The 26,126-nt window shown below is 48.2% G+C and carries 30 protein-coding genes and 1 tRNA gene; 8 read left to right on the top strand and 23 right to left on the bottom strand.

What is annotated here, in order from left to right; translation table 11 throughout:
* Window positions 1-84: 84 nt before the first annotated feature.
* From Q4E64_RS00870 to Q4E64_RS00835, 8 genes are all read right to left on the bottom strand, one after another.
* Entirely contained in the window at window positions 85-978 is an 894-nt protein-coding gene (locus tag Q4E64_RS00870) for an acyltransferase (protein WP_303165772.1), read from the bottom strand.
* Window position 979: 1 nt separating this feature from the next.
* A complete protein-coding gene (locus Q4E64_RS00865) occupies window positions 980-2,029 on the bottom strand; it encodes an NAD(P)-dependent oxidoreductase (RefSeq protein WP_303165771.1) in 1,050 nt (349 codons plus the stop codon).
* A gap of 5 nt (window positions 2,030-2,034) precedes the next feature.
* Window positions 2,035-2,754 carry a 2-C-methyl-D-erythritol 4-phosphate cytidylyltransferase gene (gene ispD, locus Q4E64_RS00860; protein WP_303165770.1) on the bottom strand — a complete coding sequence of 240 codons (720 nt, stop codon included), beginning with the start codon at window positions 2,752-2,754 and terminating at the stop codon, window positions 2,035-2,037.
* Complete coding sequence (locus Q4E64_RS00855) at window positions 2,751-4,040, bottom strand: CDP-glycerol glycerophosphotransferase family protein (protein ID WP_303165769.1); 1,290 nt, start codon at window positions 4,038-4,040, stop codon at window positions 2,751-2,753. The genes ispD and Q4E64_RS00855 overlap by 4 nt, the downstream gene beginning before the upstream one ends.
* Window positions 3,988-4,863 carry a phosphorylcholine transferase LicD gene (locus Q4E64_RS00850; RefSeq protein WP_303165768.1) on the bottom strand — a complete coding sequence of 292 codons (876 nt, stop codon included), beginning with the start codon at window positions 4,861-4,863 and terminating at the stop codon, window positions 3,988-3,990. Before Q4E64_RS00850 ends, Q4E64_RS00855 begins: the two co-directional genes overlap by 53 nt.
* Window positions 4,864-4,870: 7 nt before the next feature.
* A complete protein-coding gene (locus Q4E64_RS00845; RefSeq protein WP_303165767.1) occupies window positions 4,871-5,686 on the bottom strand; it encodes a glycosyltransferase in 816 nt (271 codons plus the stop codon).
* 2 nt (window positions 5,687-5,688) lie between these two features.
* Window positions 5,689-7,098: an undecaprenyl-phosphate galactose phosphotransferase WbaP gene (gene wbaP / locus Q4E64_RS00840; RefSeq protein WP_303165766.1), complete on the bottom strand. Its 1,410-nt coding sequence runs from the start codon at window positions 7,096-7,098 to the stop codon at window positions 5,689-5,691.
* Window positions 7,099-7,360: 262 nt separating this feature from the next.
* Window positions 7,361-8,278 carry a YitT family protein gene (locus tag Q4E64_RS00835; protein ID WP_303165765.1) on the bottom strand — a complete coding sequence of 306 codons (918 nt, stop codon included), beginning with the start codon at window positions 8,276-8,278 and terminating at the stop codon, window positions 7,361-7,363.
* 226 nt (window positions 8,279-8,504) lie between these two features.
* Between Q4E64_RS00835 and ispE the strand changes: the two genes are divergently transcribed.
* From ispE to pth, 7 genes are all read left to right on the top strand, one after another.
* Window positions 8,505-9,374, top strand: coding sequence for a 4-(cytidine 5'-diphospho)-2-C-methyl-D-erythritol kinase (gene ispE / locus Q4E64_RS00830; protein WP_303165764.1), 870 nt, complete (start codon window positions 8,505-8,507; stop codon window positions 9,372-9,374).
* A 2-nt stretch (window positions 9,375-9,376) separates the two neighbouring features.
* The gene (locus tag Q4E64_RS00825; RefSeq protein WP_303165763.1) at window positions 9,377-10,066 is read left to right on the top strand and encodes a GntR family transcriptional regulator; all 690 of its coding nucleotides are present in this window, start codon (window positions 9,377-9,379) and stop codon (window positions 10,064-10,066) included.
* 2 nt (window positions 10,067-10,068) lie between these two features.
* Window positions 10,069-10,839 (top strand): hypothetical protein, encoded by a 771-nt coding sequence (locus Q4E64_RS00820; RefSeq protein ID WP_303165762.1) that lies wholly within the window; start codon window positions 10,069-10,071, stop codon window positions 10,837-10,839.
* 27 nt (window positions 10,840-10,866) lie between these two features.
* Window positions 10,867-12,237: a bifunctional UDP-N-acetylglucosamine diphosphorylase/glucosamine-1-phosphate N-acetyltransferase GlmU gene (gene glmU / locus Q4E64_RS00815; protein WP_303165761.1), complete on the top strand. Its 1,371-nt coding sequence runs from the start codon at window positions 10,867-10,869 to the stop codon at window positions 12,235-12,237.
* 108 nt (window positions 12,238-12,345) lie between these two features.
* Window positions 12,346-13,305, top strand: a complete 960-nt coding sequence (locus Q4E64_RS00810) for a ribose-phosphate pyrophosphokinase (protein ID WP_303165760.1) — start codon at window positions 12,346-12,348, stop codon at window positions 13,303-13,305.
* 63 nt (window positions 13,306-13,368) lie between these two features.
* Window positions 13,369-14,154 carry a polysaccharide deacetylase family protein gene (locus Q4E64_RS00805; RefSeq protein WP_303165759.1) on the top strand — a complete coding sequence of 262 codons (786 nt, stop codon included), beginning with the start codon at window positions 13,369-13,371 and terminating at the stop codon, window positions 14,152-14,154.
* A gap of 245 nt (window positions 14,155-14,399) precedes the next feature.
* Window positions 14,400-15,032, top strand: coding sequence for an aminoacyl-tRNA hydrolase (gene pth, locus Q4E64_RS00800; protein ID WP_303165758.1), 633 nt, complete (start codon window positions 14,400-14,402; stop codon window positions 15,030-15,032).
* On the opposite strand, the gene Q4E64_RS00795 is transcribed toward pth, so the two are convergent.
* The 11 genes from Q4E64_RS00795 to Q4E64_RS00745 all read right to left on the bottom strand — a co-directional run bounded on the left by Q4E64_RS00795 (window position 14,995) and on the right by Q4E64_RS00745 (window position 21,526).
* Complete coding sequence (locus Q4E64_RS00795) at window positions 14,995-15,606, bottom strand: hypothetical protein (protein ID WP_303165757.1); 612 nt, start codon at window positions 15,604-15,606, stop codon at window positions 14,995-14,997. The genes pth and Q4E64_RS00795 overlap by 38 nt on opposite strands.
* 125 nt (window positions 15,607-15,731) lie before the next feature.
* A tRNA-Thr gene (locus tag Q4E64_RS00790) sits at window positions 15,732-15,807 on the bottom strand.
* An 18-nt stretch (window positions 15,808-15,825) separates the two neighbouring features.
* Complete coding sequence (locus tag Q4E64_RS00785) at window positions 15,826-16,248, bottom strand: helix-turn-helix domain-containing protein (RefSeq protein ID WP_303165756.1); 423 nt, start codon at window positions 16,246-16,248, stop codon at window positions 15,826-15,828.
* 111 nt (window positions 16,249-16,359) lie between these two features.
* Entirely contained in the window at window positions 16,360-16,569 is a 210-nt protein-coding gene (locus Q4E64_RS00780; protein WP_303165755.1) for a hypothetical protein, read from the bottom strand.
* 136 nt (window positions 16,570-16,705) lie between these two features.
* Window positions 16,706-17,578 carry a DMT family transporter gene (locus Q4E64_RS00775; protein ID WP_303165754.1) on the bottom strand — a complete coding sequence of 291 codons (873 nt, stop codon included), beginning with the start codon at window positions 17,576-17,578 and terminating at the stop codon, window positions 16,706-16,708.
* A gap of 124 nt (window positions 17,579-17,702) precedes the next feature.
* Window positions 17,703-18,119, bottom strand: coding sequence for a universal stress protein (locus tag Q4E64_RS00770; protein WP_303165753.1), 417 nt, complete (start codon window positions 18,117-18,119; stop codon window positions 17,703-17,705).
* A gap of 1 nt (window position 18,120) precedes the next feature.
* Window positions 18,121-18,558 (bottom strand): universal stress protein, encoded by a 438-nt coding sequence (locus Q4E64_RS00765; protein WP_303165752.1) that lies wholly within the window; start codon window positions 18,556-18,558, stop codon window positions 18,121-18,123.
* A gap of 107 nt (window positions 18,559-18,665) precedes the next feature.
* Window positions 18,666-19,049 (bottom strand): hypothetical protein, encoded by a 384-nt coding sequence (locus Q4E64_RS00760; protein WP_303165751.1) that lies wholly within the window; start codon window positions 19,047-19,049, stop codon window positions 18,666-18,668.
* Between the two features lie 41 nt (window positions 19,050-19,090).
* Entirely contained in the window at window positions 19,091-20,491 is a 1,401-nt protein-coding gene (locus tag Q4E64_RS00755) for an NAD(P)/FAD-dependent oxidoreductase (protein ID WP_303165750.1), read from the bottom strand.
* Window positions 20,481-20,993: a hypothetical protein gene (locus Q4E64_RS00750; RefSeq protein ID WP_303165749.1), complete on the bottom strand. Its 513-nt coding sequence runs from the start codon at window positions 20,991-20,993 to the stop codon at window positions 20,481-20,483. Before Q4E64_RS00750 ends, Q4E64_RS00755 begins: the two co-directional genes overlap by 11 nt.
* Before the next feature lie 83 nt (window positions 20,994-21,076).
* Window positions 21,077-21,526, bottom strand: coding sequence for a DUF190 domain-containing protein (locus tag Q4E64_RS00745; RefSeq protein WP_303165748.1), 450 nt, complete (start codon window positions 21,524-21,526; stop codon window positions 21,077-21,079).
* Window positions 21,527-21,809: 283 nt separating this feature from the next.
* Between Q4E64_RS00745 and Q4E64_RS00740 the strand changes: the two genes are divergently transcribed.
* The gene (locus Q4E64_RS00740; RefSeq protein WP_368501467.1) at window positions 21,810-22,187 is read left to right on the top strand and encodes a thioesterase family protein; all 378 of its coding nucleotides are present in this window, start codon (window positions 21,810-21,812) and stop codon (window positions 22,185-22,187) included.
* 57 nt (window positions 22,188-22,244) lie between these two features.
* Here Q4E64_RS00740 and Q4E64_RS00735 read toward each other — a convergent pair whose 3' ends face one another.
* From Q4E64_RS00735 to nspC, 4 genes are all read right to left on the bottom strand, one after another.
* On the bottom strand, window positions 22,245-22,838 hold the full coding sequence (locus tag Q4E64_RS00735; protein WP_303165746.1) for a hypothetical protein: 594 nt from the start codon (window positions 22,836-22,838) through the stop codon (window positions 22,245-22,247).
* A 154-nt stretch (window positions 22,839-22,992) separates the two neighbouring features.
* Window positions 22,993-23,868, bottom strand: a complete 876-nt coding sequence (aguB, locus tag Q4E64_RS00730) for an N-carbamoylputrescine amidase (protein WP_303165745.1) — start codon at window positions 23,866-23,868, stop codon at window positions 22,993-22,995.
* Window positions 23,865-24,995: an agmatine deiminase gene (gene aguA / locus Q4E64_RS00725; protein ID WP_303165744.1), complete on the bottom strand. Its 1,131-nt coding sequence runs from the start codon at window positions 24,993-24,995 to the stop codon at window positions 23,865-23,867. The genes aguB and aguA overlap by 4 nt, the downstream gene beginning before the upstream one ends.
* Complete coding sequence (nspC, locus tag Q4E64_RS00720; protein ID WP_303165743.1) at window positions 24,992-26,125, bottom strand: carboxynorspermidine decarboxylase; 1,134 nt, start codon at window positions 26,123-26,125, stop codon at window positions 24,992-24,994. The genes aguA and nspC overlap by 4 nt, the downstream gene beginning before the upstream one ends.
* Window position 26,126: the final 1 nt, after the last annotated feature.

Here is a 26,126-nt window from a genome sequence, read left to right as displayed (position 1 = left end):
CTGATAACAAACGACAAAGGTACGACAAAGAAAAAAGCTTTGTAAAAATTTGCAACCGAAGAATGCCCATACAAAACGCTTTCTTTAAACAAAATTATGAGAATCACATGGGACAAATACAGCTCCAGTGAAAGTCCCCCCCCACAAACACATCATTCTATTCAAAAGTTTGCTCTGTATTGTATCTAAACAAATTGCAAGCCAAATAGCAATACTAGGCCCTACTAACAAATAAGGTATTCTATAACTTTTATATAAAGACACGGGATGCTCGAAAAAGTAAGCTATTCCTATCAATGTAATAATTAAAGAACCAAACTTTACTAATGTACTCAAAGACTTTTCTTCATAGCATAAAATGCCACAATAGCATCCCAATAAGAATACCGGTATGCGAGTAAGCGCTTTTTCTATATTTCTATACCATACTGCATCAAATGATTTAAACAGCCAGCAAAATATATAACTACACACGCACATCATTATTATGCACATCAATTTTCCTTGAATAGTCAATGATTGGTTATTTAAAATATATTTATATATCAACGGATAAAAAATATATAACACTATTAAACAGGCAACAAACCACACTAGGCTATTTCCTTCAAGCCAAAAAGAATAAAAAGTTATATTCTTCAAAAACTGTAATACACTTATATCCCCAACCAAGCATAAGCACAGCCAGTAAACTCCATCAATTATGAAAAGAGGTATTAGTATTCTCTTAAATCTTCTAACATAGAAATCACAAAGTGACTTGCTCTTTTTAATTGCATAAAATAGGCTTATTCCTGAAAGGAAGAAAAATATTTCTACACCACAATTACCGTGAAGAAAATAATCCGACAAAAAAGCTATTTCTTTGCTAAAACTAGCTCTTTTTATAATTACAAGATGAAATACTATAATCCAAAGAGCACTAAATCCATATATTTCATTTCTATATTTACTTAAAATACTCCACTTTAAGTCCATGTCACATTGTCCCCATCATTCTTGCATACATCTCCAGCAGGTTTCTCGAAGCGTTCCACCCTAAACCTTGCAATTTACCAATCCCTAAATTTAACTTATGAGTAGGAGGAAATTTTTGTTCGTGTTTTCCATCTACTGCCACAATAACTTTTATCTTATTATCACCTAATTTTTCTGCAACCATCTGCGCCATTTCTACAATACTGCAATACGTTGTATTATTAGCAGCGTTATATGCTTCTCCTGAATTACCAGTCAACAATAACGTCAAAATTGCCGTAACAGCATCAGCAGTATAAAGATAACAACGCTTACTTGTACCAGCAGTTTGTAATACAATATCTTTTCTATTCATTGCACAACGGGCAAATTCCGCAAAAACCCTTTGGTCTTTTGCCGCTACTCCAGGTCCAAAGGTTTGAGCTAATCTTATTACCATAGCCGGAACACCATATTCGCTGAAATAGCTTGCGCAAAGACTTTCACATAAACGCTTAGCTTCTGGATAGCAACTGCGTACCGACATAGTATCCACTGTTGTTCCTTGAGTTTCTTCAATTACAGTATCAGTATGCGGCGCACCATAAACCTCCATACTAGAAAGATACACAAAGCCTTTTACTTTCTTTGCTTTCGCTATTTCCAGCATATTAGCCGTTCCCAGAACAGCTATCCTTATAGTTTCTACCGGATGTTCAACCAAAAAATTACTAGCTGTAGGTCCTGCTCCATGCACAATATAGTCAACAGGCATATCTATTGCAGGCATTTTTTCTACTGTTCCCACAACAAAGCTTAAGGCATCAGAAAAATTCTGCTGCTCTGCAAATTGCTGCTCTGCTTTTGTTAAATCTCTTACCAAAGCAATAATTTTTAGATTTAATTCTTTTACTCGATCAGCATAAAGCAAAGCGCTGATCAAGGTTGAGCCAATCAACCCAGTACCGCCCGTTATCAAGATGGTCTTAGACTTAAAATTTTCCCAAGGAATATACTTTATATTAACTATTTGTTGCAAATCCTCTTTAAAAATTTCATTATTTATCCACATAGCTATCACAATCCTAAAATCTGCATATTTTCTCTAGCGTCAATAATCGCTCTAAACGTATAAAAGTCTGACGGAGTAGTAATCTTAATATTTTCTGTCGGACCAATAACCGTATTCAATGTATATCCGTAATATTGCATAATACTTGCAGAATCAATAAAATCATGTCTGCCTTCTTCATTGGCTTTTAGATGAGCTTCATAAATATCTTTTAAATAAAAGCATTGCGGAGCTTTTGCCAACTCACAAACAGAACGATTTAAAATATCCCCTATATGCCCGCTTTCCTGCTTAATAACTACGGTTTCAATAGCTGGCGAAACAGTAATAGCATTGTCATACTGCTTTGTACAGATAATAGCATCTGTAATAACCTGTTCATTTATTAACGGACGTACACCATCATGAATAAGCACAATATCACTATCCGCATAAAGCTTATGAGCAGCTTGTAATCCATGAAAAATTGATTCCTGACCGCTGGTGCCGCCTGAAACAATTTCAGCGACCTTGCTGATTTGCCACTTAACCAATAAATTTTTACAATAAGCTATATAATTTTCTAAGCAGACTAGAATAATTCCGTCAATTTGCTCATGCTTTTGAAAATGCTCCAGCGTATATATCAAAATCGGCTTTCCATGCAATTCTAAAAATTGCTTGGGCTTGGACGCTGTATTCATACGCTGGCCAGTTCCGCCAGCGAATATAATTGCTATATTCATGATGCAGTATTCTCCATTATCTCCTTGATTTTTTCTACAACTCTACGACTGGCCTGCCCATCTTCGCAGCAGCCTCTATCATATAAAAACTGCTCTGCATCTTTTTGATATTTCTCATTATCAAAACTCAAAATATTTTCAATAAGAGCATCATTGCTTTCAGCTATTGGCCACGGTGCTGTTTCCAATGGATAATAGAGACCACGGCCATTATTATATTCTTTTAAGTCCGTAGCAAAAATAAATCCGGGCTTTTTTGTTAAAACAAAGTCACAAATCCACGAAGAATAGTCAGTAATGCCAATATCAGCCGCAACCATCAATTCCTGCATATCATCATAATCAGTTGCCCTCACAACATGTTCTGAATTCTTAATAGTATCATATGCTAAGCTGCTACTCTTAAGATGAAAATGATGTCTAGCTAAAATGATCCACTCTCCACCAAATCGCTTCCTTAATGCATCATATAAACATCCATAATTTACAGAAAAACAATCTGACTTATATAATTCTCTAAATGTTGGAGCATATAATGCTAATTTAGCATTAACATTAACATTAACATTTAATTTTTTACATACCTTACTTTTTATTTTTAATTTTTTATCATCATCAATAAACAAAATATCATTTCTAGGATGTCCATATAATAATATTTCCGTCATTTTATTGTTCCAATATGTTTCTCTGTATACATTGGTCTCGAATTCACTATTAGATACACAATAATTTGTATTATCATGATATTTTCGAGCACGTTTTACCCATTCCACATCTTTCTCACTACACCGACCTATTCGTTTAAGGCCCATTGAACCATGCCAAGTATTAAATAAATATTGCTCTTTTCTTTTTGGGACATTTTCATGTAGCAAATTATGAGCATTATCAATCCACACATGGGCAGACAACGCTTCCTTATAAAACTCATAAGAATGCCTTTTCACTAGGCGAATTCCTTTGGGAAAGTTGTATTTAACTTTATTTATATCTTTTACAGCAAAAACGATATCCCAAGGTAAATTCTGTTTCAATATTTCTTCACAAATATATTTTTGATTACAAGCATAATCCCCCTGATAATTTATAAATAATATTTTATTATGTTGAATTTTAATGTTTTTAGAAACTAACATTCTAGTAAAACTCCCTAATTCTTTATCAATTTTTCCAAGCACTTTTTTACAAAAATTTCCTTCAACTAAAGCTCTAATAATTTTTTCTTTTAAACTAAGCATTTGTTTTCCTCCAGATATTATTTTTAATGTATACTTTGTATCCATGATGTGCCACCCTATGTTCAGGAGCTGGCAATTCCATATATTTTCCATATAATCTTTTCAAATAATAATCATAATCAGCAGGAGCCCAAAATTTATATTCCTCAAATTCCAGCTTAATCTTAGGCTCATATATTCTGCTAGGCATTTTCTCCTTACTGCCATGTACACAGGATACTAAGGCAGCGACATATTCATGGTTATAAAAATCTTCTTTTGTTACCAATCTATTAAGCAACTTTACCCAATACTGCGGATCAGTTCTTCCAAATAAAAATATCATCACATATTTAACTATATTTCTTAACGATTTTTTCCAATGAAATATCCCTGCTGGTTTATCAGCAAAACGCTTAGTCGTTTTAAACGATAAAACACTGGCTGAATGAATAGCAATAATCATTCGGCTTACTAAAAACAAGACCTTCTGTTTCCAAATTTCATCAGGCAAACCGTCAATAGGGCAAATATCTATACCAAGGCAATTTATCTCGTCAATTTCTGTATTTTTAAAAGAGTCATCATATACATAAGTCCTAATATCACACAACTTTGCTATTTGCTCACACCAAGCTTTAGTATTAGTAATGTAATTCAATCTATAAATTTCATTCTTGTATAATAATATCGCTTTATTAAAGTCTTTCCTGGGCATCATAATATCTATATCATCATCCCATGGAATGAACCCCTTATGCCTGACGGCTCCTAATAATGTACCGCCGCCCAAATAATAAGTTAAAGAATTTTTATCACAAAATTTTGCGAACTCAATTAACATATCTAACTGTAATCTTTTTATTTCAGAAATTGATAATTCTCTCATTAGTTTTTCATGCACGCAAAAAATGCGTATATATCCACTTTCTCATCTTCACTGGTAATGTTCTCATTATGCTTCTACATAAAATATTCTGTATGAGTATCAATAAGCCAATAAATCCCCGCTCATACAGCGCTCTCTGAAACCTTACTTCCTGCTTTAGATACCTCCACCCGCCGCGCCGGGCAAACATTTCTTCCCCAGCCCGAACGTTTACAAGCACCTCCGGCAGATTGGCCGCCTTATAGCCCTGCTGCAGCATCCTCACCCACAAATCGTAATCCTCAAACCACAAAAAATCCCGATAATTACCGCTGGCTATAACGGCGCTTTTCTTAAAAACCACCGTCATATGCCGGAAAGGATTGCGCTTCTTGGCGTAGGCAATAATAGCTTCATGCTCATAAGGTAGTCTTGTTATAGTGTCCGGCTTATTCGTATCACGGGAAAATTCCGTTATCCAGCAACCCAACAATGCGATATTTTGATGCTTTTCCAGATAAGTCATCTGCCTGGCAAAGCGTTCAGGCAGCGCTATATCGTCGGTATCCATACGGGCAATGTATGCATAACTGCAAGCCTCCACACCGTCCCGCAGCGCCAAGCCTAAACCTCTGTTCTGCGCAAAGGGCAGGATTTTTACGTTTTGCTGCTTTGTGGCAAAATCGTCTATCACGGAATCTAAAGCCTGCGTTAAGCCGCCGTCCTTGACGATAACTATCTCGTTTGGCTGCAAGGTTTGTGCGGTAATACTCTGCAACGCCAAACGCAGATATTCCGGCTTTTCATTTTTATATACAGAAAGCAGTACGGAAAATTTCAACATTCTCAATACGCTCCCTTACACTTGCACACGCTCTTCCCAGTCCGCCACAGCAGCATCACATCCAGCCATACGCTCCAGTTGCGCACATACCAGCTGTCCAGCTGCACGCGCTCGTTATAGGTGGTGTCACTGCGGCCGCTTACCTGCCACATGCCGGTTATGCCCGGCTTCACCATCAGGTAATCTCCCACATACTCGCCGTAACGCACCAGTTCTTCCGCTATTATCGGTCTGGGTCCTACTAAGCTCATCTCGCCGCGCAGCACGTTAAAAATCTGCGGCAGCTCGTCCAGGCTGGTCTTGCGCAAGAACGCGCCGCTTTTGGTAATGCGCGGGTCGTTTTTCAGCTTAAAGTCTTTTTCCCACTCTGCCCGCGCCGCCGGGTCGTTAGCCAGCAGTTCCGCCAGCTTTTCCTTGGCGTCCACGCACATACTGCGGAATTTATAGCAGGGGAACGGCTTGCCGTTCTTCCCGACGCGCGTGTGTTTAAAAATCACCGGCCCCGGCGAATCCTTATAAATCCAGGCGGCGATAAACAGTAAAACCGGAGAAATCAAAATCGTGCCAACAATCGTCAGCGTGTAATCGAAAATTGTTTTCAGCCAGCGGTTCAGCGGCCGCGCCAGATTATTCTTCAAACGCAGCAGCACCAGGCGCTCGTTGAACATGCTCTCTACTTCCACCGCTCCTGTAGGCACGCCTACTAAGTTAGGAATAACGCCGATGTTTTTTACCAGCGGTTGAATACGGTAAATCAGCATTCCCAATTTGCGTTCTGCCAGCCCCGGAGCGGCGATAAAGACGCGCTTCACGCCTGTTTCTTTGATAACTCTTTCCGCGTCGGCAAAGCGCCCCAGCACAGGGTATTTTTCCAAAATGCCCGGCTGTACGCGGTTATCCTCCAACAGACCCACGATTTTGTAGCCTAAGCCAGCGTCGCCGACGATGCCCTTAACCAGCAGCTCCGCCGTTTTGCCCGCGCCAATAATTACAATTGGTCCTTGTAGTAACTGTTTATGCAGCAAAAAGCGTTTGATTGCATAGCGGCAGACTGCCAGCAAAATAAAAGCCAGTATGCCGAAAAGACCCACGAACATCCTGCTGGTAGTGGCGGCGATGCGCGCCACATAAAGCACAAAAATTACGGCCAGCGTACCGTAACAGCAGGCGTGGAACAGCTTTTCTACCTCCTTGTAGAAGGGCATACGGCGGCTGTACAGCTGTCCCAGATGAATAAAGAGCAGGAACAGGCTGGGAAATACTATCCAAAAGTTGAGCCAGGAAATGTGCAGGTTACGCGAATGTAAAAACCAGTTACGTAAGCAGAAAGCGCTCTGCTCAGCGCCAAGTATCGCCACATAGTCCAACGCTATAAACAGCAAAAATAATATTGACGTGTAATAGCGTTTCACGAGCTCTTCTCCCCATCCCTAAAGCTGCGCCAGCTCTTTGCTCAAGGCAACATTGCTGAACGCAGACAAATCTAAAATCATACTCACGAATATTTTAGCACATCTGCCCCCCCTCGCAAGACCTTTTGGCCGGCGTTTAGCTTTTGTTTCTGCTTCTTGCGACCCTTTGGTCTGCTTGCTTCCGCCGGCTTCGCAAATAAAAAGGACTGCCGCACAGCGCCAAAACGCTTTTGCAACAGTCCTTTTATTCTCCTTTAATTTTTTACTGCGCCTTTTTCTCCTGCGCGCATCCTTCCCCGTCAAATTGGGGACGCGGGCAGTTGGGTCCCGAAGGCTTCAATGTAAAGCCGCGGCCAAAAACATCGTTGACGTCGTTAATAATCATAAAGGCGTCCGGGTCTATCTCCCGGCAGATAGAGCGAATCTTCGCCAGCTGGGTAAGCTTAATTACTACAAATAAAATTTCCCGGTGCTGATGGGTAAAAGCGCCCTCGCCGTGCAAATAGGTAACGCCGCGCCCCACCACCTTAATAATTTCTTCAGCTATTTCATAATGACGGTTGCTGATAATGATAACATTCTTTTTATAATCAAAGCCCGTAGTAAAGGCGTTGCAGGTTTTGCTCATAATAAAGAAGGTCAATAGCGTGTACAGCACGGGCTCGATACCAAAGAAGGACACGCTGGCTACCAGCAGGCATAAATTAAATAAAAAGCCCGTCGTACTGATGCTGATAGAATAATTCTTCTGAATGATCGCGCCGATAATATCCGTACCGCCGCTGCTGCCGCCTACACGGTACATGCAGGCCGCGCCGATACCGTAAAGCACGCCGCCGGCAATGCAGGCCAGCAGCTTATCATGCACCACCGTATACGAGGACAGAAAATGGAAAAAGTCCAGCGAAGCGGAAAACATTACGATACCAAACAACGCGCTGATGGTATACTGGCGGTCCATAAATTTATAAGCCAAGAAAAACAAAGGCACATTGCAGATCAGGCTGGTGGCGCCCATGGGCAACCCGCCAATATAATAGGCCAGGACCGCTACGCCACCGATACCGCCGCTGAGCATTTTATTAGGCATATAAAATACGTTCAGCGCCACGCCCATAATAACGCAGGCCAGCGTAACCATAAAATAATGATAAAGTATCTTTTTCATATTTGTCGACATAAGCTTCTCCTTAAATTCTTTACTTCCTAGTATAGTAAACATTTTTTGCCAAAAAAGCAACTGGCAGATAAGGAATTTTTTCATTATTTTACATAGCCGCGCCGCTCAAAACATTACAGCTGCAACAGCCTGAGCATTTCTTACTAATAATATCTAAAAAAACTTGCGGCGAAGGCTAAAGCAGTATAAAATAATACTGTATACACTTATGGGCAGGTGAGCTTAGATGAAAACTATAACTGAAACAGCTTATGCTAAAATAAATCTCGGCTTGGACATCATCGGCAAGCGCTCCGACGGCTACCACGAGGTAAGCATGATTATGCAGAGCGTAGGCTTGAGCGACGAGATCGTCATCAGCGCAGGCCAAGGCAAGGAAGGCATTACCATTGCCACAGATATGGCAGGCCTCAGCTGCGGCTCCGATAATCTGGCTTACAAAGCGGCAGAACTTTTGGCCCGGTATGCCGGTATCAACCCCCATGTTCACATTGCCCTGAAGAAAAAAATCTTTTTGGCCGCAGGACTGGCAGGCGGCAGCAGCGACGCGGCGGCTGTCCTGCGCGGTCTTAACAAATACTGGCGGCTAAACTTGAACGCAGACGAATTAAGGCGGCTGGCAGCCCAGTTAGGCAGCGATATTCCCTTCTGCATAGAAGGCGGCACGGCGCTGGCTACAGGCCGCGGCGAAATTCTGACGCAGCTGGACGATCTGTCCCCGGCCGCAGTAGTGCTGGCCAAGCCTAAAGGTTTGGAGGTTTCTACCGCCTGGGTCTACCAGCATTATAACAAGGGCCGCGTAGTACACGCGCCCTGCATCTGGCAGCTGCAAGCCCATTTGCAGGACGGAGCCCGCGCCTTAGTTCCCTATATGGGCAACGTACTGGAAACGGTAACTATTCCGGCGCACCCGGTCATCGCTTCCATTAAAGCCGCTATGCTCGGCGCGGGCGCTTATTACGCGCTGATGAGCGGCAGCGGCCCCACAGTTTTCGCCCTGGCCCCCGACCAGGAAGCGGCGGCCAATATTACGGCGGCTTTAGCCGACTTTTCCGTAGAAACAGCCATTACTACTATCGTAGGGAGGATAAAATAATTATGTCTGGACATTTACAGCCAATACGACTTGACAGCTACAAGCCCTTGCGCGAGCTGGTATGTGAAAATATCCGTCAAGCAATCATCGACGGCACCTTTAGTCCCGGCGAACGATTGATGGAAATTCAGCTGGCCGACGAAATGGGCGTCAGCCGTACTCCCGTGCGCGAAGCTATCCGCAAGCTGGAGCTGGAGGGCTTTGTGGTAATGATTCCCCGCCGCGGCACCTATGTGGCGGATATTTCCATTAAGGATATTACCGAAATTTACGAGGTACGCACCTGCCTGGACGTTCTGGCCGCAGGCCTGGCTGCCGAACGCATCACCGACGAGGAGTTGGAAACGCTCAATGTTTACCTGCACGAAATAGGGCAGCATGTCGCCAATATGGATATCGATAAAATTGTCGAAGTCGACACTGCTTTTCACGACGTTTTGTACACTGCCAGCCGCAACGAGCGTCTGCGCAGCATCATCAATAATTTACGCGAGCAGCTGACCGGTATCCGCGGCCGTTCTATGAGCTATCCGGGACGTTTAGTGGAGACCATGGACGAACACCGCTATTTAGTGGACGCCATCGCCGCCCGCGACGTAGAACGCGCTCAGCACGCCGCCCGTATTCATATTGAAAACGCCGAGCATACGCTGATGCGTTCGCTGACTGAACACGGCAATAAGAAGGCGTAAGCATGCAGCAATACGACGCCTTTATTGCAGCCGGAGGAATCAGTCCCTGGCTGCAGGATATCTGCGGCACGCCGTACCGCTGCCTGGCGGTCGTCGGCGGCCGCCGTCTTATCGATTATATTACCGAGGCCCTGCTTGGCAGCGGTCGTATACGCCGTATTGTAGTCGCCGCCGCACCGGAGGCTCTGGCTCAGCTGGAAGACACGCTGCCGGCCAGCGTCAGCCTGTGTCCCGCAGCGCCTACGTTATCGGGTACGGCCTGCGACGCAGTGCAATATTTTGGCGACGGCTGCAGTCCTAAAATTTTAGGCGTCTGCGACGATATTCCTTTGCTAACGGCGGCAGGAACGCAGGATTTTTTAAGCCAATGCGAAGCCTGTCCCAACGGCCAGGTGTATTACCCCATTATTCCCCGATCCGCCTGTCTGGAGCAATTCCCCCACGCTCAGCGCACTTACGGCAAACTGCGGGACGGCGCTTTTACCGGCGGCAATATGATGCTCATCGATAAAACAGTCATTCCCTTGGCCCAGGCCAAAGCCGATGAAATTTTTGCCTTACGTAAATCGCCCCTGCGCTTAGCCAACTGGCTGGGCTGGAGCTTTATTTTCAAAGCGCTGCTGCACCGACTGACTATTGAAGAAGCGGAGCAGCGCTTCAACAAAATTATGGGCATGACCAGTAAGGCCGTCGTTACCAGCCACGCCGGTATCGGTATGGATATAGACAAGCCTACCGATTTACGTCTGGCAGAACAATATTTAGCAAAATAAATTCCGTATACGGAGAGGAGAATAGATATGTCTGATTTAGTTGCCGTTATTCTTGCCGCAGGCAAGGGAACACGCATGCGCAGCAAATATCCCAAGGTGCTGCATAAGGTAGGCGGCAAGCCTATGCTGCAGCACGTTATCGACGCGGCCACCGCCGCAGGCTGCACGGAAAAGGTTGTTATCGTGGGCCATGAGGCCGAATTAGTAGAAGAAATGGTAGGCGCGCAGGGAAAAATCGCTTTGCAGGCTCAACAGCTGGGCACCGGGCACGCCGTTATGCAGACAGCAGAAGCCCTCAAGGGCTTTACCGGTACGGCGCTTATTTTGTGCGGCGATACGCCGCTTCTGGAAGGCGAAGAGCTGAAGCGCTTCTGCCAGGCGCATAAAGAATCCGGCGCGGCGGCTACCGTGCTCACCGCCGTTATGGACGACCCCTTTGGCTACGGCCGCATTATCCGCGACGAGCATGGTAATGTGCAGGGCATCGTAGAGCAAAAGGACGCAACGGAAGCGCAGAAGGCTATTAAAGAAATCAACACCGGTATTTACTGCATGGAATGTCCGCTGATGTTCGACGTGCTGTCGACCTTGACCAACGACAACGCGCAGGGCGAATACTACCTGACCGACGTACTGGCTAAGCTTAATCAGGCAGGTCAAAAGGTGGGCGGCGTCAGCACCGCCGACAGCGACATGGTCATGGGCATCAATTCCCGCAAGCAGCTGGCCACCGCCGAAGGCGTAATGCGCCAACGGATTTTAGATAAGCTGATGGACGCAGGCGTAACCATTATGGACCCGGCCAGCACTTTCATCGAAGCCAGCGTAAAAATTGGCCGCGACACCGTTATCTATCCCTACACCTGGCTGGAGGGCAGCACGGAAATCGGCGAGGACTGCGAAATCGGCCCCAGCTCCCGTCTGAGCAATGTTAAGGTGGGCGACGATAACCATCTGCAATTTATCTACGCCCACGACTGCGAGGTTAAGAGCCACGTTACCGCAGGGCCTTATGTACACCTGCGCCCCGATACGGTTATCAGCGACCATGTAAAAATCGGCAATTACGTGGAAGTTAAAAATTCCAACGTCGGTGAAGGTACTAAGTTGCCCCACCTTACTTATATCGGCGACAGCGATATCGGCAGCGGCGTCAATATGGGCTGCGGCTGCATCACCGTCAACTATGACGGCAAGAAAAAGCACCGCACCATAGTCGGCGACAACGCCTTCGTCGGCTGCAACACCAATTTAGTCGCTCCTGTCACTGTAGCCGCTAACACCTACATCGGCGCAGGCAGCACCATTACGAAAGAAGTACCCGAAAACGCCTTAGGCATAGCCCGCGCTAAGCAGAAAAACATCGAAGGCTGGGCCGAAAAATACAGAAATAGTTAAAAGCTTTACAAAAAACTTGTTAAACAGCAGGCTTTTAGTGTATAATGAAAGCTAGACAAAGCCTTTCGTACTACAAAGAACAGCAAGGCGATTTTGGAGGGATTGGAAATGTTGTCTGATGAAAATAAGTTAAGAATTTTTACTGGTAATGCAAACCCTGATTTAGCGCGCGAAATTGCAGCTTACCTGGGAACCACCGTGGGCGATTCCGTAGTTAACCGCTTTAACAACGGTGAAATTCAGGTAATGATCAACGAAAGCGTGCGCGGCAAGGATATCTTTATCGTACAGCCCACCTGCGGCCCCATTGTCAACGACAATGTTATGGAGCTTTTGATTATGGCCGACGCCTTCAAACGCGCCAGCGCCAACCACATCACCGCAGTTATTCCTTACTATGGCTATGCCCGTCAGGACCGCAAGGCCCGCGGACGCGAGCCCATTACCGCCAAGCTGATGGCCGACCTGCTGGAAACCGCAGGCATCACCCGCGTAGTGACTATCGACCTGCATGCAGCACAAATCCAAGGCTTCTTCAACATCCCCTTTGACCATATGCCCGGCGGCCCGCTGCTGGCAGAATACATCAAGAGCAAAAATCTGGACAACATGGTTGTCATTTCCCCCGATCTGGGCGGCGTAAGCCGTGCCCGCGGCTTTGCCGAAATTCTTAACGCCCCCATGGCCATCATCGACAAGCGCCGTCCCGAACCCGGCGTAGCCGAGGTTATGAATCTTATTGGCGACGTTAAGGGCAAAAACTGCATTCTGGTTGACGATATGGTGGACACCGCAGGCTCCTTAACCGAAGGCGCACGCGCACTGAAGAAATTTGGCGCTAACGAAATTTACGCTTGCTGCACCCACCCCATTCTGACTGACCCGGCGCTGACTCGCATCGCTCAATCCGATATCAACGAGCTGGTTGTGACCAATACCATTCCGCTGCCTCCCGCAAAGAAGCATCCTAAAATTAAAGTATTGTCCATTGCGCCGATTTTGGCTGAAACCATCCTGCGCATTTACAATGATTGGTCCGTAAGCCAATTATTCGATATTAAAAAATAACAGCGCACAATCCAATAGTCTATTAAAGGCTTGCCTCAGGCAAGCCTTTTCTTTTAAAACGCTATGAGAATTATCTATATTATTATCACTGGCGCTTTGCTGAGCACAGCGCTGCTGTGGCTGGGGCGCTTAGGCAAACTGCAGCGGCGCACTGCCGCCCTGCTTACTGCCGCCTGTATGCTGCTCAGCGGCGTACTGCTGCTTTTGGCCGTGCTGCCCGGCAACAGCTTTTACGGCAACGTCTTAACGCACGGCAACAGCGAACGCAAGCAAATCGCGCTCACCTTCGACGACGGCCCCTACCCGCCCTACACGCAAAATTTACTGCAGGTATTAGCGGCCAAAAAAGTACGCGCCACCTTCTTTATGGTCGGCGAAAATGCCGCCCGTCACCCCGAAGTGGTACGCTTAGTGCAAAGCCAGGGGCACCAAATCGCCCTGCACGCAGGCTATCACCAAGACTTGCTCAAGCTTGCACCGGCGCAGCTAAAAGAAAATATCGCCTACGGCAAGCGCACGCTGGAGCAATTGACCGGACAACCCGTGCACTATATGCGCCCTCCCCACGGTTTTAAGGACTGGCTCGTTTTGCAAACTATGCAAGAAGCCGGGCTGCAGGCCGTCAACTGGAGCGTCATCCCCCGCGATTGGACTAACCCCGGCGTAGCGCAAATCGTCAACCGCGTTTGCAGCAGCGCGGAGCCCGGCGCTATCGTCCTGCTGCACGACGGCGACAGCCCTAAGCAAGCGGCTCCCCGCGAGCAAACCGTCGCCGCCACAGCGCAAATCATCGACCGCTTACAAGCCGAGGGTTATGAATTTGTCACAATAGAAGAATTAGTACACTAAAAAGCATTTATGATATTTCCTCGGTCAACTCCGGTTTTTTAACGCTCATTGCGTGCAGAACCATAACGAAGCTTGCGGTAAAATTTGTCAGCATAAGCGCAGGCAACTGCACCCTTGCTTCTATGGTTCTAAGCACTTATGAGCTAAAACCTCTAATTCCCTCTAAAACAATCATAAATGCTACTACAAAGTTTCCACACCATCATTTACTCAATATTAAATCAGCTATAAAGGAGAAAAAAATAATGAAACTCATCGTCGGTTTGGGCAATATCGGGCGCGAATATGCCAATACCCGCCACAACATCGGCTTTATGGTAGCGGACGAGCTGGCCAGGCGCTACGGCGTAGCCTTCGGCAAGGAGGAGCGCAACGCTTACTGCGCCGAATACCGCGCCCCCGAAAAAATTTTAATTATCAAACCCACCACCTATATGAACCTTAGCGGCGTCGCCGTCGGCGCTTACGCCAATTTCTATCATATCGCGCCGGATGATATCGCCGTTATTCAGGACGATATGGATATGCCCGTAGGACAGCTGCGCATTCGCCGCAAAGGCAGCGCAGGCGGCCACAACGGCTTGAAATCCATCATCGAGCATTTAGGAACCAGCGACTTTGCCCGTTTTAAAATTGGCATCGGGCATCCCGCCCGCAATAACCAGGCCGTTATCAGCCACGTGCTGCACCAATTTCAGGGCGAGGATAAAAAAACTATCGAACAGGCCGTGCAGGAAATGGCCGACGCTTTGCAGGAGTGGGCGAAAACGGGCGATATCGAGCAAGTTATGCAAGCCTATAATAAGAAAAAGCATTCCAAAGAACAGGATGAGCAAAATGCTAAGAGCGTTCCGCTAACAACGCAGATAAACAGCTGATAATGCGTTCCAAATCTTCTATAGTTTTTTCTAACGGCATGGCCAAACTATCATCCAAAACCATCTGCGGCAATATAGGCACATGCGCGAAGCCAACCTTCACATTCGTCCCGGCAAAGCGGTGCGCTGCAAGATAAAACACATCGTTGCACACATAGCCGCCTACAGTATAGCCAAGATGCACATGCACATTTTCGGCCTGCAAGCGTCGCACTAAATCGTGAGCCGGAATAGTAGCAAAATAGGCGGCAGGGCCGCCGGGTACAACAGGCTCATTCCACGGCTTATGCCCCAAATTATCTTCCAACAAAGCGTCGCGTAAATTTACCGCCACCGTATCAATATGCAGCTTACTGCTGCCGCTGTCCATGCCGGTAAGCAGAATAACGTCCGGCTGAAGCATCTCCGCCTGTTCCAGCACCATGCGCCCGGCAAGATCGTAAATATTTGGTAATAACAGCTTGCTAACCAAAAAATCGCCAATCTTGTCCGGTAGTCGGCGTACTGCTTCCCATGAAGGGTTTATATGATAGTGAGCGAAGGGGTCGAACCCCGTAACTAAAATTTTTTTCATCAAAAATCGTCTTCCTTTTGATATAGTTTATACAGCAAGACACAAATTAAGACACTAAAGCGCTTTTTCAGCGTTGTCCGTTTATTAGAAAAGCCCCTAGACGCAGTCTAGGGGCGGTTTTGCATTGGAGCTACTGACGGGACTCGAACCTGCGACCTGCTGATTACGAATCAGCTGCTCTACCAACTGAGCTACAGTAGCATGGAAAGTATACGGTTATTAAGATTTCTGGGGCACTTCGCCTTCGGCAGCCTTAGCCGCGGCCATCTCTGCCTTAGTGCGGCGCTTTCTTGCCTTCTTCGCGCTGTTGATGCCGGATTTTTTGATGACCTTAGCCAGCTCGGAAATAATATGCAGCTCATCCACAGAACAGCCTTTAAGCAGCTCGGACAGCTCGTTGCAATAAATTTGCTCGCTACGATGAATATTATCACACAACAGCTCATCTACCGACACATCCAGCACATTGGCCAGATGAATAATCGTAGGCAGGCCCAACTTAGTATTACCAGTTTCTATATTGCTGATATGCGGAGTCGACAAACCGGTTAAGCCAGCTATATTCCCTTGGGTTAAACCCTTACGCGCACGCGCAGCCTTAATCCGCAGGCCGATAGCCTTATAATCAATGTCTAACTTCACAAAAGCTCTCTCCTTCTGTTTAACTAAACTTCGTGTAACAACGCTATAATTATATCCGAAAACAAAGTAAAAGGCAAGCTTTATACGTGAAAAAATTTTACGAAAGCGTCCCTATTTTTTCAAAACTGGTACGGTTAAACTGCCCTGCGGCATCAAAATAATTTTGTAATCTTCGCCCACATATTTTTCAGCCAAAGCGATCGCCTCGTCCACATCGTCCACAGCTTCAAACAGCAAATCCTTAGCAAGCTTTTGCTCCTTCTCCAAGGTAAAAGCTTTGTAGCCATGACCGTATTTGTACTTATAGGTTGCCTGCGTCATCGTACCGCCTCCGTTTATTTTTAATAATATTTTACCATGTTTACTGCCGCTCTGTCACCACTGCGTCTATTCATCAATCACAGGTATAAGCCTAACTTTATGATTCTGAATCCAAGCTTTATCAGCTATTTCATCTTTACTTCTTCGGCAGCGACAGCATCAGCACCGTAAAAATAATGCAGCCCATGCCGATTAAATCCGGCGGCAGCAGTTTAGTATCCAACAGCAAAACTACGGAAATAATCGACGCCAGCGGTTCGGCGCAGGATATCAGGCTGGCCTTCGTAGGCCCTACTATCTTCAACCCCTGCAAATACAAAGCGTAGCTGGCGATAGTCGCGCCCAAAATCAAATAGCCCACCGCCAGCAGGGCTCGCCAATCCCAGTCGCCGACAGGAGCGAAAGGGTTGCGCCACAAAATCAAAAACAAACCCGACAGCAGCTGTCCCCAGCCGATAATAATAGTCGCATAATATTTTTTCAGCATCTCCACCGGTTTAATGCTGTAATAAGCGTAGGACATTGCCGATACGAGGCCGATAACCAGGGCGGCGGGCGACAGCGCCAGGCTGTCCAGGCTGCCGTGCGTAGCGATTAGAAAAACGCCCGTCACCGCGCCGATAATGCCGACAAGCTCGCGTCCTTCCGGCCAGCGGCGATTCTTATAACTCATCCACAGCATAACGTAAATAGGCGCCATGTATTGCAGCACCGTCGCCGTCGCGGCGTTACACAAAGTGATGCTGTAATAAAAGCCAAGCTGCGCGCCTAAGATGCCTAAAAACGAAAACTCCACTAAATCTTTGCTATTGTCCAACAAAGCCCGCACTACGTTTTGCTTTTGCACCAGCGCGGCATAACCCAAAAACAGCAGGCCGCCGATAATCTGGCGCACCATAACCAGCCACACGGAATCAACTTGATGATATTCAAATAAATATTGTCCTGACACGCCTCCCATGCCCCAACAGGTAGCGGCGCAGACAATCAAGATAACGCCCTTTAGCATACTATCAAGCTCCTTACTCTTAATGCAATCTTAATATAGCACTTTTAACGCTGCTTGTCTATGTAAGCCAGGACGCAAAAAAGCACAAGGGAAAGCATTTCGCTTCTCCTTGTGCTTTGTCTTTTTACTTTACAATTGTTACGGGTACTGTCGCGCCCTCCAGCACTACCTGACTGACGCTGCTGCGGAACAACCCCTCCAGCACACCCATGCCGCGGCTGCCCAAAACGATGCCGTCGCATTTTTCCTCCTGCACCGTATGCAGAATATTTTCGGCAATATTGCCGCCGTTTTCCAGTAAATAGGTACAGTCGATATTTTTCGCCAGCATCATAGCGTGAGCCGAATCCAGCACCTCGTCTCCTATCTGGGCGTACAGGCAATCGCCGTCGGCTGCAACGACAGGCTGCGCATGATGTCCCGAAGCAACCGTCATAACCACCAGGCTGCCTCCGCTCAGCGAAACTAAAGCGCAGGCGTATTCCAACGCTCTCCACGAATAATCCGTACCGTCGATTGGTACTAAAATGCGGCGCAGCATTTTATTTCACAATGAGCACGGGAACGCTGGCATACTGGGATACCTTGGAGCTTACGCTGCCCAGGAAAAATTCGGCAATGCCGGACAGACCGCGGCTGCCGATAACGATAGCGTCGGCATTAGCCTTTTTAGCCAAAGCGATAATGCGCTCGGACGGATGCCCTACCTCCAAAGTAAATTCAATTTTATGAGGATAATTAGCCAATCTTTCTTCGGCCATCTCCAAAACCTTATCGCCAACCTTTTCCAGCTCGTTATTGCCCTGGGTAATCGTAGCGTGGTCTAAAGGAACTGCCAGCAAAGCGGCGTTGTTATACGGCTGAATTACGTTTACCACCAGCAGCTCGCTGGCAAATTTTTCACCCAGCTGCACAGCTGTGGACAAGGCTCTCCAAGAACCCTCGCTGCCATCAACAGGAACAAGAATTTTTGTAAACATATAAAGCACCTCCATAGTGTTGAATTAGCTATTTACCAAACGAAAGATGCAGTTCAAACATCCTTATACTATATTATTCTGTTTGCAGCAGCATTTTTCCTGCTTTTTTATTTGCCGCCGCGTTTTTTTCTTGCGGCGTGAATGCGCGCGGATTTTTTGCTGAATTTTTTCGGCTCCGCTGTCAGCTGCGCCAGCTCGCTGGGAGATTTAGCTTCGGCAAAGTTTTCGCCCTTAACGAAACGGAAGTACAGCGCGATGCCGGCGCAGGCCAGCAAGGGCAAACCGCCGACCAGATACCGATAGCCGCTGGGCGCGGCCATCGTAATAAAATCATAGATAACGATGCAGGCGGGCACTAAGATAATCTGACCCAGCCGCGAAGCAAAGCTCTCCTTGCCCATAAAGCGCACTACCATGCCATAGGCTAAAAAGGCCACGCTAAAGGACACGAAGGACATAAACACCAAGAACGCAAAGAATTCAAAATTCACTCTTTAAACACCTTCCTTAATATTGCCTGCGGATAAAATTTTCAGCTCTCGGCAGCGCGGCGGCCAATAACTCTTGCCGCCCACACGCCGCTGGCGCTGGCCTGGCTAAGGCCGCGGGTAATGCCTGCGCCGTCGCCCACAGCGAACATATTGGGAATCTTCGTTTCCAAATTGCCGTCCAGCTCCAGACGCGCGCTGTAGAATTTCACCTCCACGCCGTACAGCAGCGTGTCGGCATTGGCCATACCGGGCGCAATCTTATCCAACGCATAAATCATTTCAATAATATCATCTAGCTGGCGTTTAGGCAAGACTAAGCTTAAATCTCCCGGCGTTGCGCTCAGCGTCGGCTTGGTAAAGCTCTTGAGCAGCCGCTTTTCATTAGTTCTGCGTCCCTTTACCAAATCGCCGAAGCGCTGCACCAAAACGCCGCCGCCCAGCATATTAGAAAAGGAAGCGATGCGCTTGCCGTATTGCAGCGGCTCGTGGAAGGGCTCGGTAAATTTGCTGCTGACCAGCAAAGCAAAATTAGTATTCTTGCTGTGCAGCTTGGGGTCGCGGTAGCTGTGACCGTTGACAGTAATAATGCCGTCGGTATTTTCCGCTACCACATAGCCGTAAGGATTCATGCAGAAGGTGCGCACCATATCGTTATAAACCTGGGTGCGGTACAAAATTTTCGCCTCGTACACTTCATCCGTAATATGCTTGAACACATCGGCGGGAACCTCGACGCGCACGCCGATATCCACCTGATTATTGATAAAGCTCAGGCCCATTTTGCGGCACTGCTCCGTATACCATTCCGCGCCTGCGCGTCCCGGCGCGGCAATGAGATATTTGCAGCGCACATTTTCGCCCTTAGCCGCAAGCAGCTCGAAGGTACCGTCCTCCAGCCGCACGATTTCCTCCACCGCCGTATTGCAGCGAATGGTAATCTTATCGCGCAGGAACTTATAAATATTTTCCATAATCACCAGATTATTTTCCGTTCCCAAATGGCGCACCTTGGCGTTGAGCAAATGCAAATCGTAGCGCAGCGCCTTGCGGCCGATATCGCTGTTCTTCGTGGTAAAATATTCGCCGGGAGCGCCGTGACGGCAGTTCAGCTTGTCCACATAATCGATCAGCTTAATTACTTCTTCCTCCGGCAGATATTCGTTAAGCCAGCCGCCAAATTCCGTCGTGAAATTATACTTGCCGTCGGAAAAAGCGCCGGCGCCGCCAAAGCCGCGCATAATGCTGCACGGCTTGCAGTTAATGCAGTGGTCAACTTTTTTAGCCGCCAAGGGGCAAAAGCGTTTGTCAATATCGTTGCCCGCCTCCAGCAGCGCCACCTTCAGCTCCGGATACTTCATCACAAATTCATAGGCTGCGAAAATTGCGGCAGGCCCGCCGCCGATAATAGCTACGTCGTACATGCTCATTCTCCTAAATGTCATAATGTTTTTTCTCGTCGCCCAAGGGCTCGTCCTTCTTCGGATTATTCTTGAACAGATTGATATTTTTCTTGGCGCTGGCCAAAGCGTCTTCGTACACAGTTTTAAATGCGCTCATGTCCTTGGGCTTCCCGGCCTTGAGCCATTCGGTAACGACGCGACCCAAAGCGTAGGTAGTACCTACGGCCACCGGAATCTGCAGCGGCGCAAAGGGAATCAAGGTGGTCAGCGTACTGCCGACAAAATACGCGCCCAAGCTGCCCAGCACGCTGACAGCCGCCTGCTCGCTGATTTCTTCGCCGTAAACCTTGCCCAATTTTATAATCAGATATATTTCGTTGGCAATCAAGCTCATAGTGCCCAGCAAAGGCGCTACCACAATTACCCCGGCGCGGGCTGCCGCCCAACGGCACAGCGATTCCGCTTCTTCCTCGCGCATCCGGTCGTCGATAACCTCCACAGTCTTTGCCTCCTCCGCTGCGTTCTGCTGTTTTTCCTGCTCCATGCTTGCGCTCCTTTCTGAACATCACGAAAAACCGCAGTTCAAAAGCTGGACTGCGGTTTTTATTTTTGCGTCTTATTCTTACTTCACTGCTGTTGTTGCTGCTGCTCCTGCAAATTTTGCTGCGCCAGCTTTATTTCTTTTTGCGTTTTCGGAGGAGCGCCAACCATCCGGTCGGCATAACCGCGCTTACGCATATAATCCGTCACCATAAAGGTGCTTTCCTGAATCGTCACCAAAGCGTTAGTTGCGTTCTTTTCCAAGAATGGTAAAATCTTATCGATATTTTCGCGGCTGTCCACAATTTCTACCATAACTGGCAAATTAGCGTTACCGCTGATCAAGGTGTTGACAGCGCGTCCTACGCCGCGCATTTTAGTAGCGAAGCCTTCAACGCCCTTAATGACAGTGCCTCCTGCCAGGCCCAACCTGTGCGCTTCGCGCAGAATAGCCTTATACAAAGGCACGTCGTTATAAAGCACATCCTCGCCGGTATAAACTTTTAAAAACGTCGTTTTATTAAATTCAAATTCCATTATGTCACCTCCAGGGTAATTATTATAGTTCAATCCAACTTCAGCACAACTCGCCGGTTCTTGTTTTCCCGGCAAGCTGCTTGCATATACATTATAACACGTTCCCCGCAGGCATGTAAGCACAATTTACGGGAGGACGCTTGAGTCAATAAAAATGTAAGAGAAACTACAAAATTTTCTTGTCTTACTCGCCGACTTATTTTATGATATAAAATAGTAAGCTTAGCGGCTTATTTACCAAATCAAAGAATAATAATGAAAGAAGGTTTTTCTTATGCCAGATATTTTAACCGTCGGCCACACCGGCGCCGCCGTAACCACCGTTACCGACGCCAATACTGCCGAAGCCATGAAAAGCGGCAGCCTGCCGGTCTTTGCCACGCCGTCCATGTGCGCTTTGATGGAGGAGGCAGCCTGCGCCGCCGTTAACAGCCATTTGGCGGAAGGCAGCGGCACCGTAGGCGTCAGCCTGAATATTACGCACGACCGGGCTACCGCCTTGGGAGATACGGTAACGGCAACAGCAACGCTTACTGCGGTAGAAGGCCGTAAGCTGACCTTTAGCGTCGAAGCTAAAGACAGCAAAGGCGTCATCGGCCAAGGCTCGCACCAGCGTTTTATCGTCAATAACGAAAAATTTATGGCAAAGGTCGCCAAATAAGCCGGCAGCCTGCCATGACGCCAAAATCCTGCGCCCGCGCGGCGCGGGATTTTTTGCTTATTTTCGCAAGCGCCCGCCCATGTCGCGCACGATATAATACATCATCATATACGCGCCAAATTCCGCCAGCTCCTCGCCCACCTGCCCATGAAAGCCGGTAAAATTCGCCTTTTCGCCAACCCAGGACATAAAAATAAAGAGCAGCAGCAAAAAGAACGATTTAGTGGGCAAGCGCACCAAAGTCAGCGCCCGCCACACCTTCGCCTTATACAGCGCAACCAGTAAAATAAGAATCAATACCGCGACCATGGGATGCACTAACTTACCATACAATCCCATCTGGCTATATTGAAACGAACTGCCATCGGGATTTGTTAAAAGCGCCCGTCCCCAGTTGATCTCGCGCATAATCAACAAGAAATAATAAATCATGCCCGCATTCCACAAGAAGGAAGCTTTACCTCCCCAATTTTGCTGCGGACAGATCCTCATCTTATAGCAATAATAAAGGCCGCCAAAAAGCCACAGCATCTGCAAATTTTCAATAACGCCGTTCTCATCGCCAACCCATTCCGGTAATATCGCCTCCAATACGAACATGACGATAAAATAAAACCAACCTGCTTTAAACCACTTATCCTTACGAAACATTCTCATCCACCCTCTACTGACTAGTCAGTCAACATGGGTATATTATAGCACAGAACATTTCTTTTGCCCACAAAATTCTTTGTGACAACAAAAAGCCTGCGGATAAAGGCCGCTCTCGCGCCGCTACCCGCAGGCTTTTTAACACGTCACTTATTTACTTTACAATAGCTTGGTAGCATTCCGGCCGTCGGTCGCGGAACAAGCCCCAGCTCAAACGGTCCTCCGCCAAAGCGTCCAAATCGTATTCCGCTAATAAAATTTCTTCGCTGTCGCGTCCTGCGTCCTGCACCAACGCGCCCGTGCCGTCCGTCATAAAGGACGAGCCGTAAAATTCCAAAGCCGAACGCTGGCCGCCGTTAGCCTCGCAGGGCTCCACCCGCTCCAGGCCAATACGGTTAGCCGCAATCACCGGCACCAAATTCGCCGCGCTGTGGCCCTGCATCACCCGCCGCCAATGCGGCATACTGTCCGTTCCCAAAATAGGCTCCGAGCCAATAGCCGTAGGATACAGCAGCAGCTCCGCGCCGTTTAACGCTAAACAACGCGCCGTTTCGCTGAACCATTGGTCCCAGCAGATGCCGATGCCAATTTGGCCGTAGCGGGTCGCAAAAACCTTAAAGCCCGTATCGCCCGGCTTAAAGTAAAATTTTTCCTGATAAAAATGATCGTCCGGGATGTGCGTTTTGCGGTACACACCCAGCACCTCGCCGCCTGCGTCGATGCAGGCGATGGAATTATACAACTGATTTACGTCCCGCTCAAAAAAGCTGATGGGCAGAACAATCTGCAGCTCCTTCGCCAAACGCCGCCCCATCTGCACCGCTGGGTTTTCTGCCAACGGCTGCGCGTATTGGTAATATTCATAGCGCCGCTCCTGGCAAAAATAGGGCCGCTCCCACAGCTCCGGCAGCAAAACGAGCTGCGCACCCTGCGCCGCCGCTGCGCGTACCATTTCCTCCGCGCGGCGCAAATTAACCTCGCGGCTGACGTCGCAGCGCATTTGCACCGCCGCCGCCTTAATTTTTCTCATAAGCCTGCTCCTTTCGGAATTTGCTGCGTAATACAATGGATGTTGCCGCCGCCGGTCAAAATCGCCCGCGCCGGTAGCTGCACAATTTTACGCTCCGGGCACAGCCGCGCCAATATGGCCGCCGCCCGCGCGTCGCTGGCAGCGTTTGCACCGCCAAAGGCAGGCAGCACCACGCTGTCGTTGCTGAAATAAAAATTTACATAGGACGCCGCTAGGCGTTCTCCCGCCTCGCGCATATCCTCGCCCTCGGCAAAGTCAAAGCCCGCCACCTCGTCGGCTTCGATGCACACCGGCACGTCGGGAACAGGAAGCTTATGCACAGTCAGCCTGCGCCCTTTAGCGTCCGTCGCCAACTCCAAATAGCGCAGACAGGCTTCGCTCAAGGGATATTGGGGATCGTCCTCGTTATCCGTCCACGCCAGCACTACCTCGCCCGGACGAATAAAAGCGCAGACATTATCCACATGCTCGTTGGTTTCATCATTATAAATACCGCGCGGCAGCCACAACACCTTTTCCGCGCCCAAATAAAGCTTTAGCTTTTCTTCTATTTCTTCTTTAGTCAGCTCAGGATTGCGCCCGGCGCTCAACAGGCAGGCTTCCGTCGCCATAACGGTGCCTTCGCCGTCGCAGTGAATAGAACCGCCCTCCAGCACAAAAGGCGCCGCGTCGTACAGCTCATAACCGGCCTTTTCCGCAAAGGCTGCGGCAAAGGCGTCGTCCTGCCGCCAGTCCTGATAAAGGCCGTCCACCGCGCCGCCCCAGGCGTTAAAGCTCCAGTTGACGCCGCGCACCTGCCTGCCGCCCGCACTATCGCGCACCACAAAAGTGGGTCCGATATCGCGCGCCCAGCTGTCGTCCGTTTCTATGGGCAGCAGCGTTACATTATCCACACCGCTGAGCATGGACTCCGCCCGCGCCCAATGCTCGCGCCCGCAGGCCACATAAACGCGTTCGCTGGCAGCGATAGCCTTAATCACCGTCGCAAAGGCAGCGCAGGCCGCGTCCGCGCCAAAGCTCCAGGAGCCTGGTCGCTGGGGCCAGACGATAACGCAGCCCGCATGGCGTTCAAACTCGCCCGGCATATGAAAGCCGTCGCCTTGGGGCGTAAATCTTTTATCGATCATGACAAACGTCCTTTAAAATCCTCATACCCAAAACGGCGCACCACCTCAATGCTGCCGTCGGCGCGCAGCAGCGCAATATCCGGCAGCGGCAAGCCGTTAAAGGTGTTATTCTTCACCATAGTATAAATCGCCATATCGGCAAAAATCAGCCTGTCGCCAATCTGCACAGGCTTTTCAAAGCTGTAATCGCCAATCACGTCGCCTGCCAGACAGGTCATGGACGACAAGCGATAGGTATAGGGCTTTTCGCCTGCGGCAAAGCCGCCCAAGAGCGGCGGCCGGTACGGCATCTCCAACACGTCCGGCATATGGCAGGCGGCGGAAGCGTCTAAAATCAGGATATCCAAACCGTTATGCACAATATCCAGCACCTCCGTCACCAGATAACCGGCGTTCAGCGCCACTGCCTCGCCCGGCTCCAGATAAACCTCTACCTCATAGGTTGCTTTAATATATTTAAGCAGCTCCAGTAAAGCCTGCAAATCGTAATCAGCGCGGGTAATATGGTGCCCGCCGCCCAGATTCAGCCACTTCAGCCGCGGCAGGAATTTGCCGAAGCTTTTTTCAAAAGCTTTAAAGGTAGTTACCAAATCGTCGGAATTCTGCTCGCACAAGGTATGGAAGTGCAGCCCGTCTACGCCCTCCGGCAGCTCCTCAGGGAAATTAGCCAGCGTTACGCCCAGCCGCGAGCCGTAAGCGCAGGGGTCGTAAATAGCGTGCTCGCCGCCCTGCGTCGAGCATTCGGGATTAACGCGCAGGCCCATGCTGACTCCGTGCGCAGCGCAAACATCCTTGTGTCTTTCAAACTGCGCCAGCGAATTAAAAATCACATGGTCGCAAATCTGCGCCAGCTCCCGCATATCCTCGTCCTTAAAGGCCGGCGCGAAAACATGGTTTTCCCTGCCCATTTCCTCATGGCCCAAACGCGCTTCGTAAATGCCGCTGGCCGTAGTCCCGGCCAGATACTTGCCCAGCAGCGGGTACAAACGGAACATGGAAAAGCATTTCTGCGCCAGCAAAATGCGGCAGCCTGTTTCCTGCTGCACATATTGCAGCAGCTCTAAATTTTTTATCAGCTTAGCCTCGTCCACCACATAGCAGGGCGTGCGCAAGCCGTCAAAATTCTTCATC

Source organism: Phascolarctobacterium sp. (assembly GCF_030531065.1).
Classification (GTDB): Bacteria; Bacillota; Negativicutes; order Acidaminococcales; family Acidaminococcaceae; genus Phascolarctobacterium_A.
This window is presented reverse-complemented; position numbering and strand designations above follow the sequence as displayed.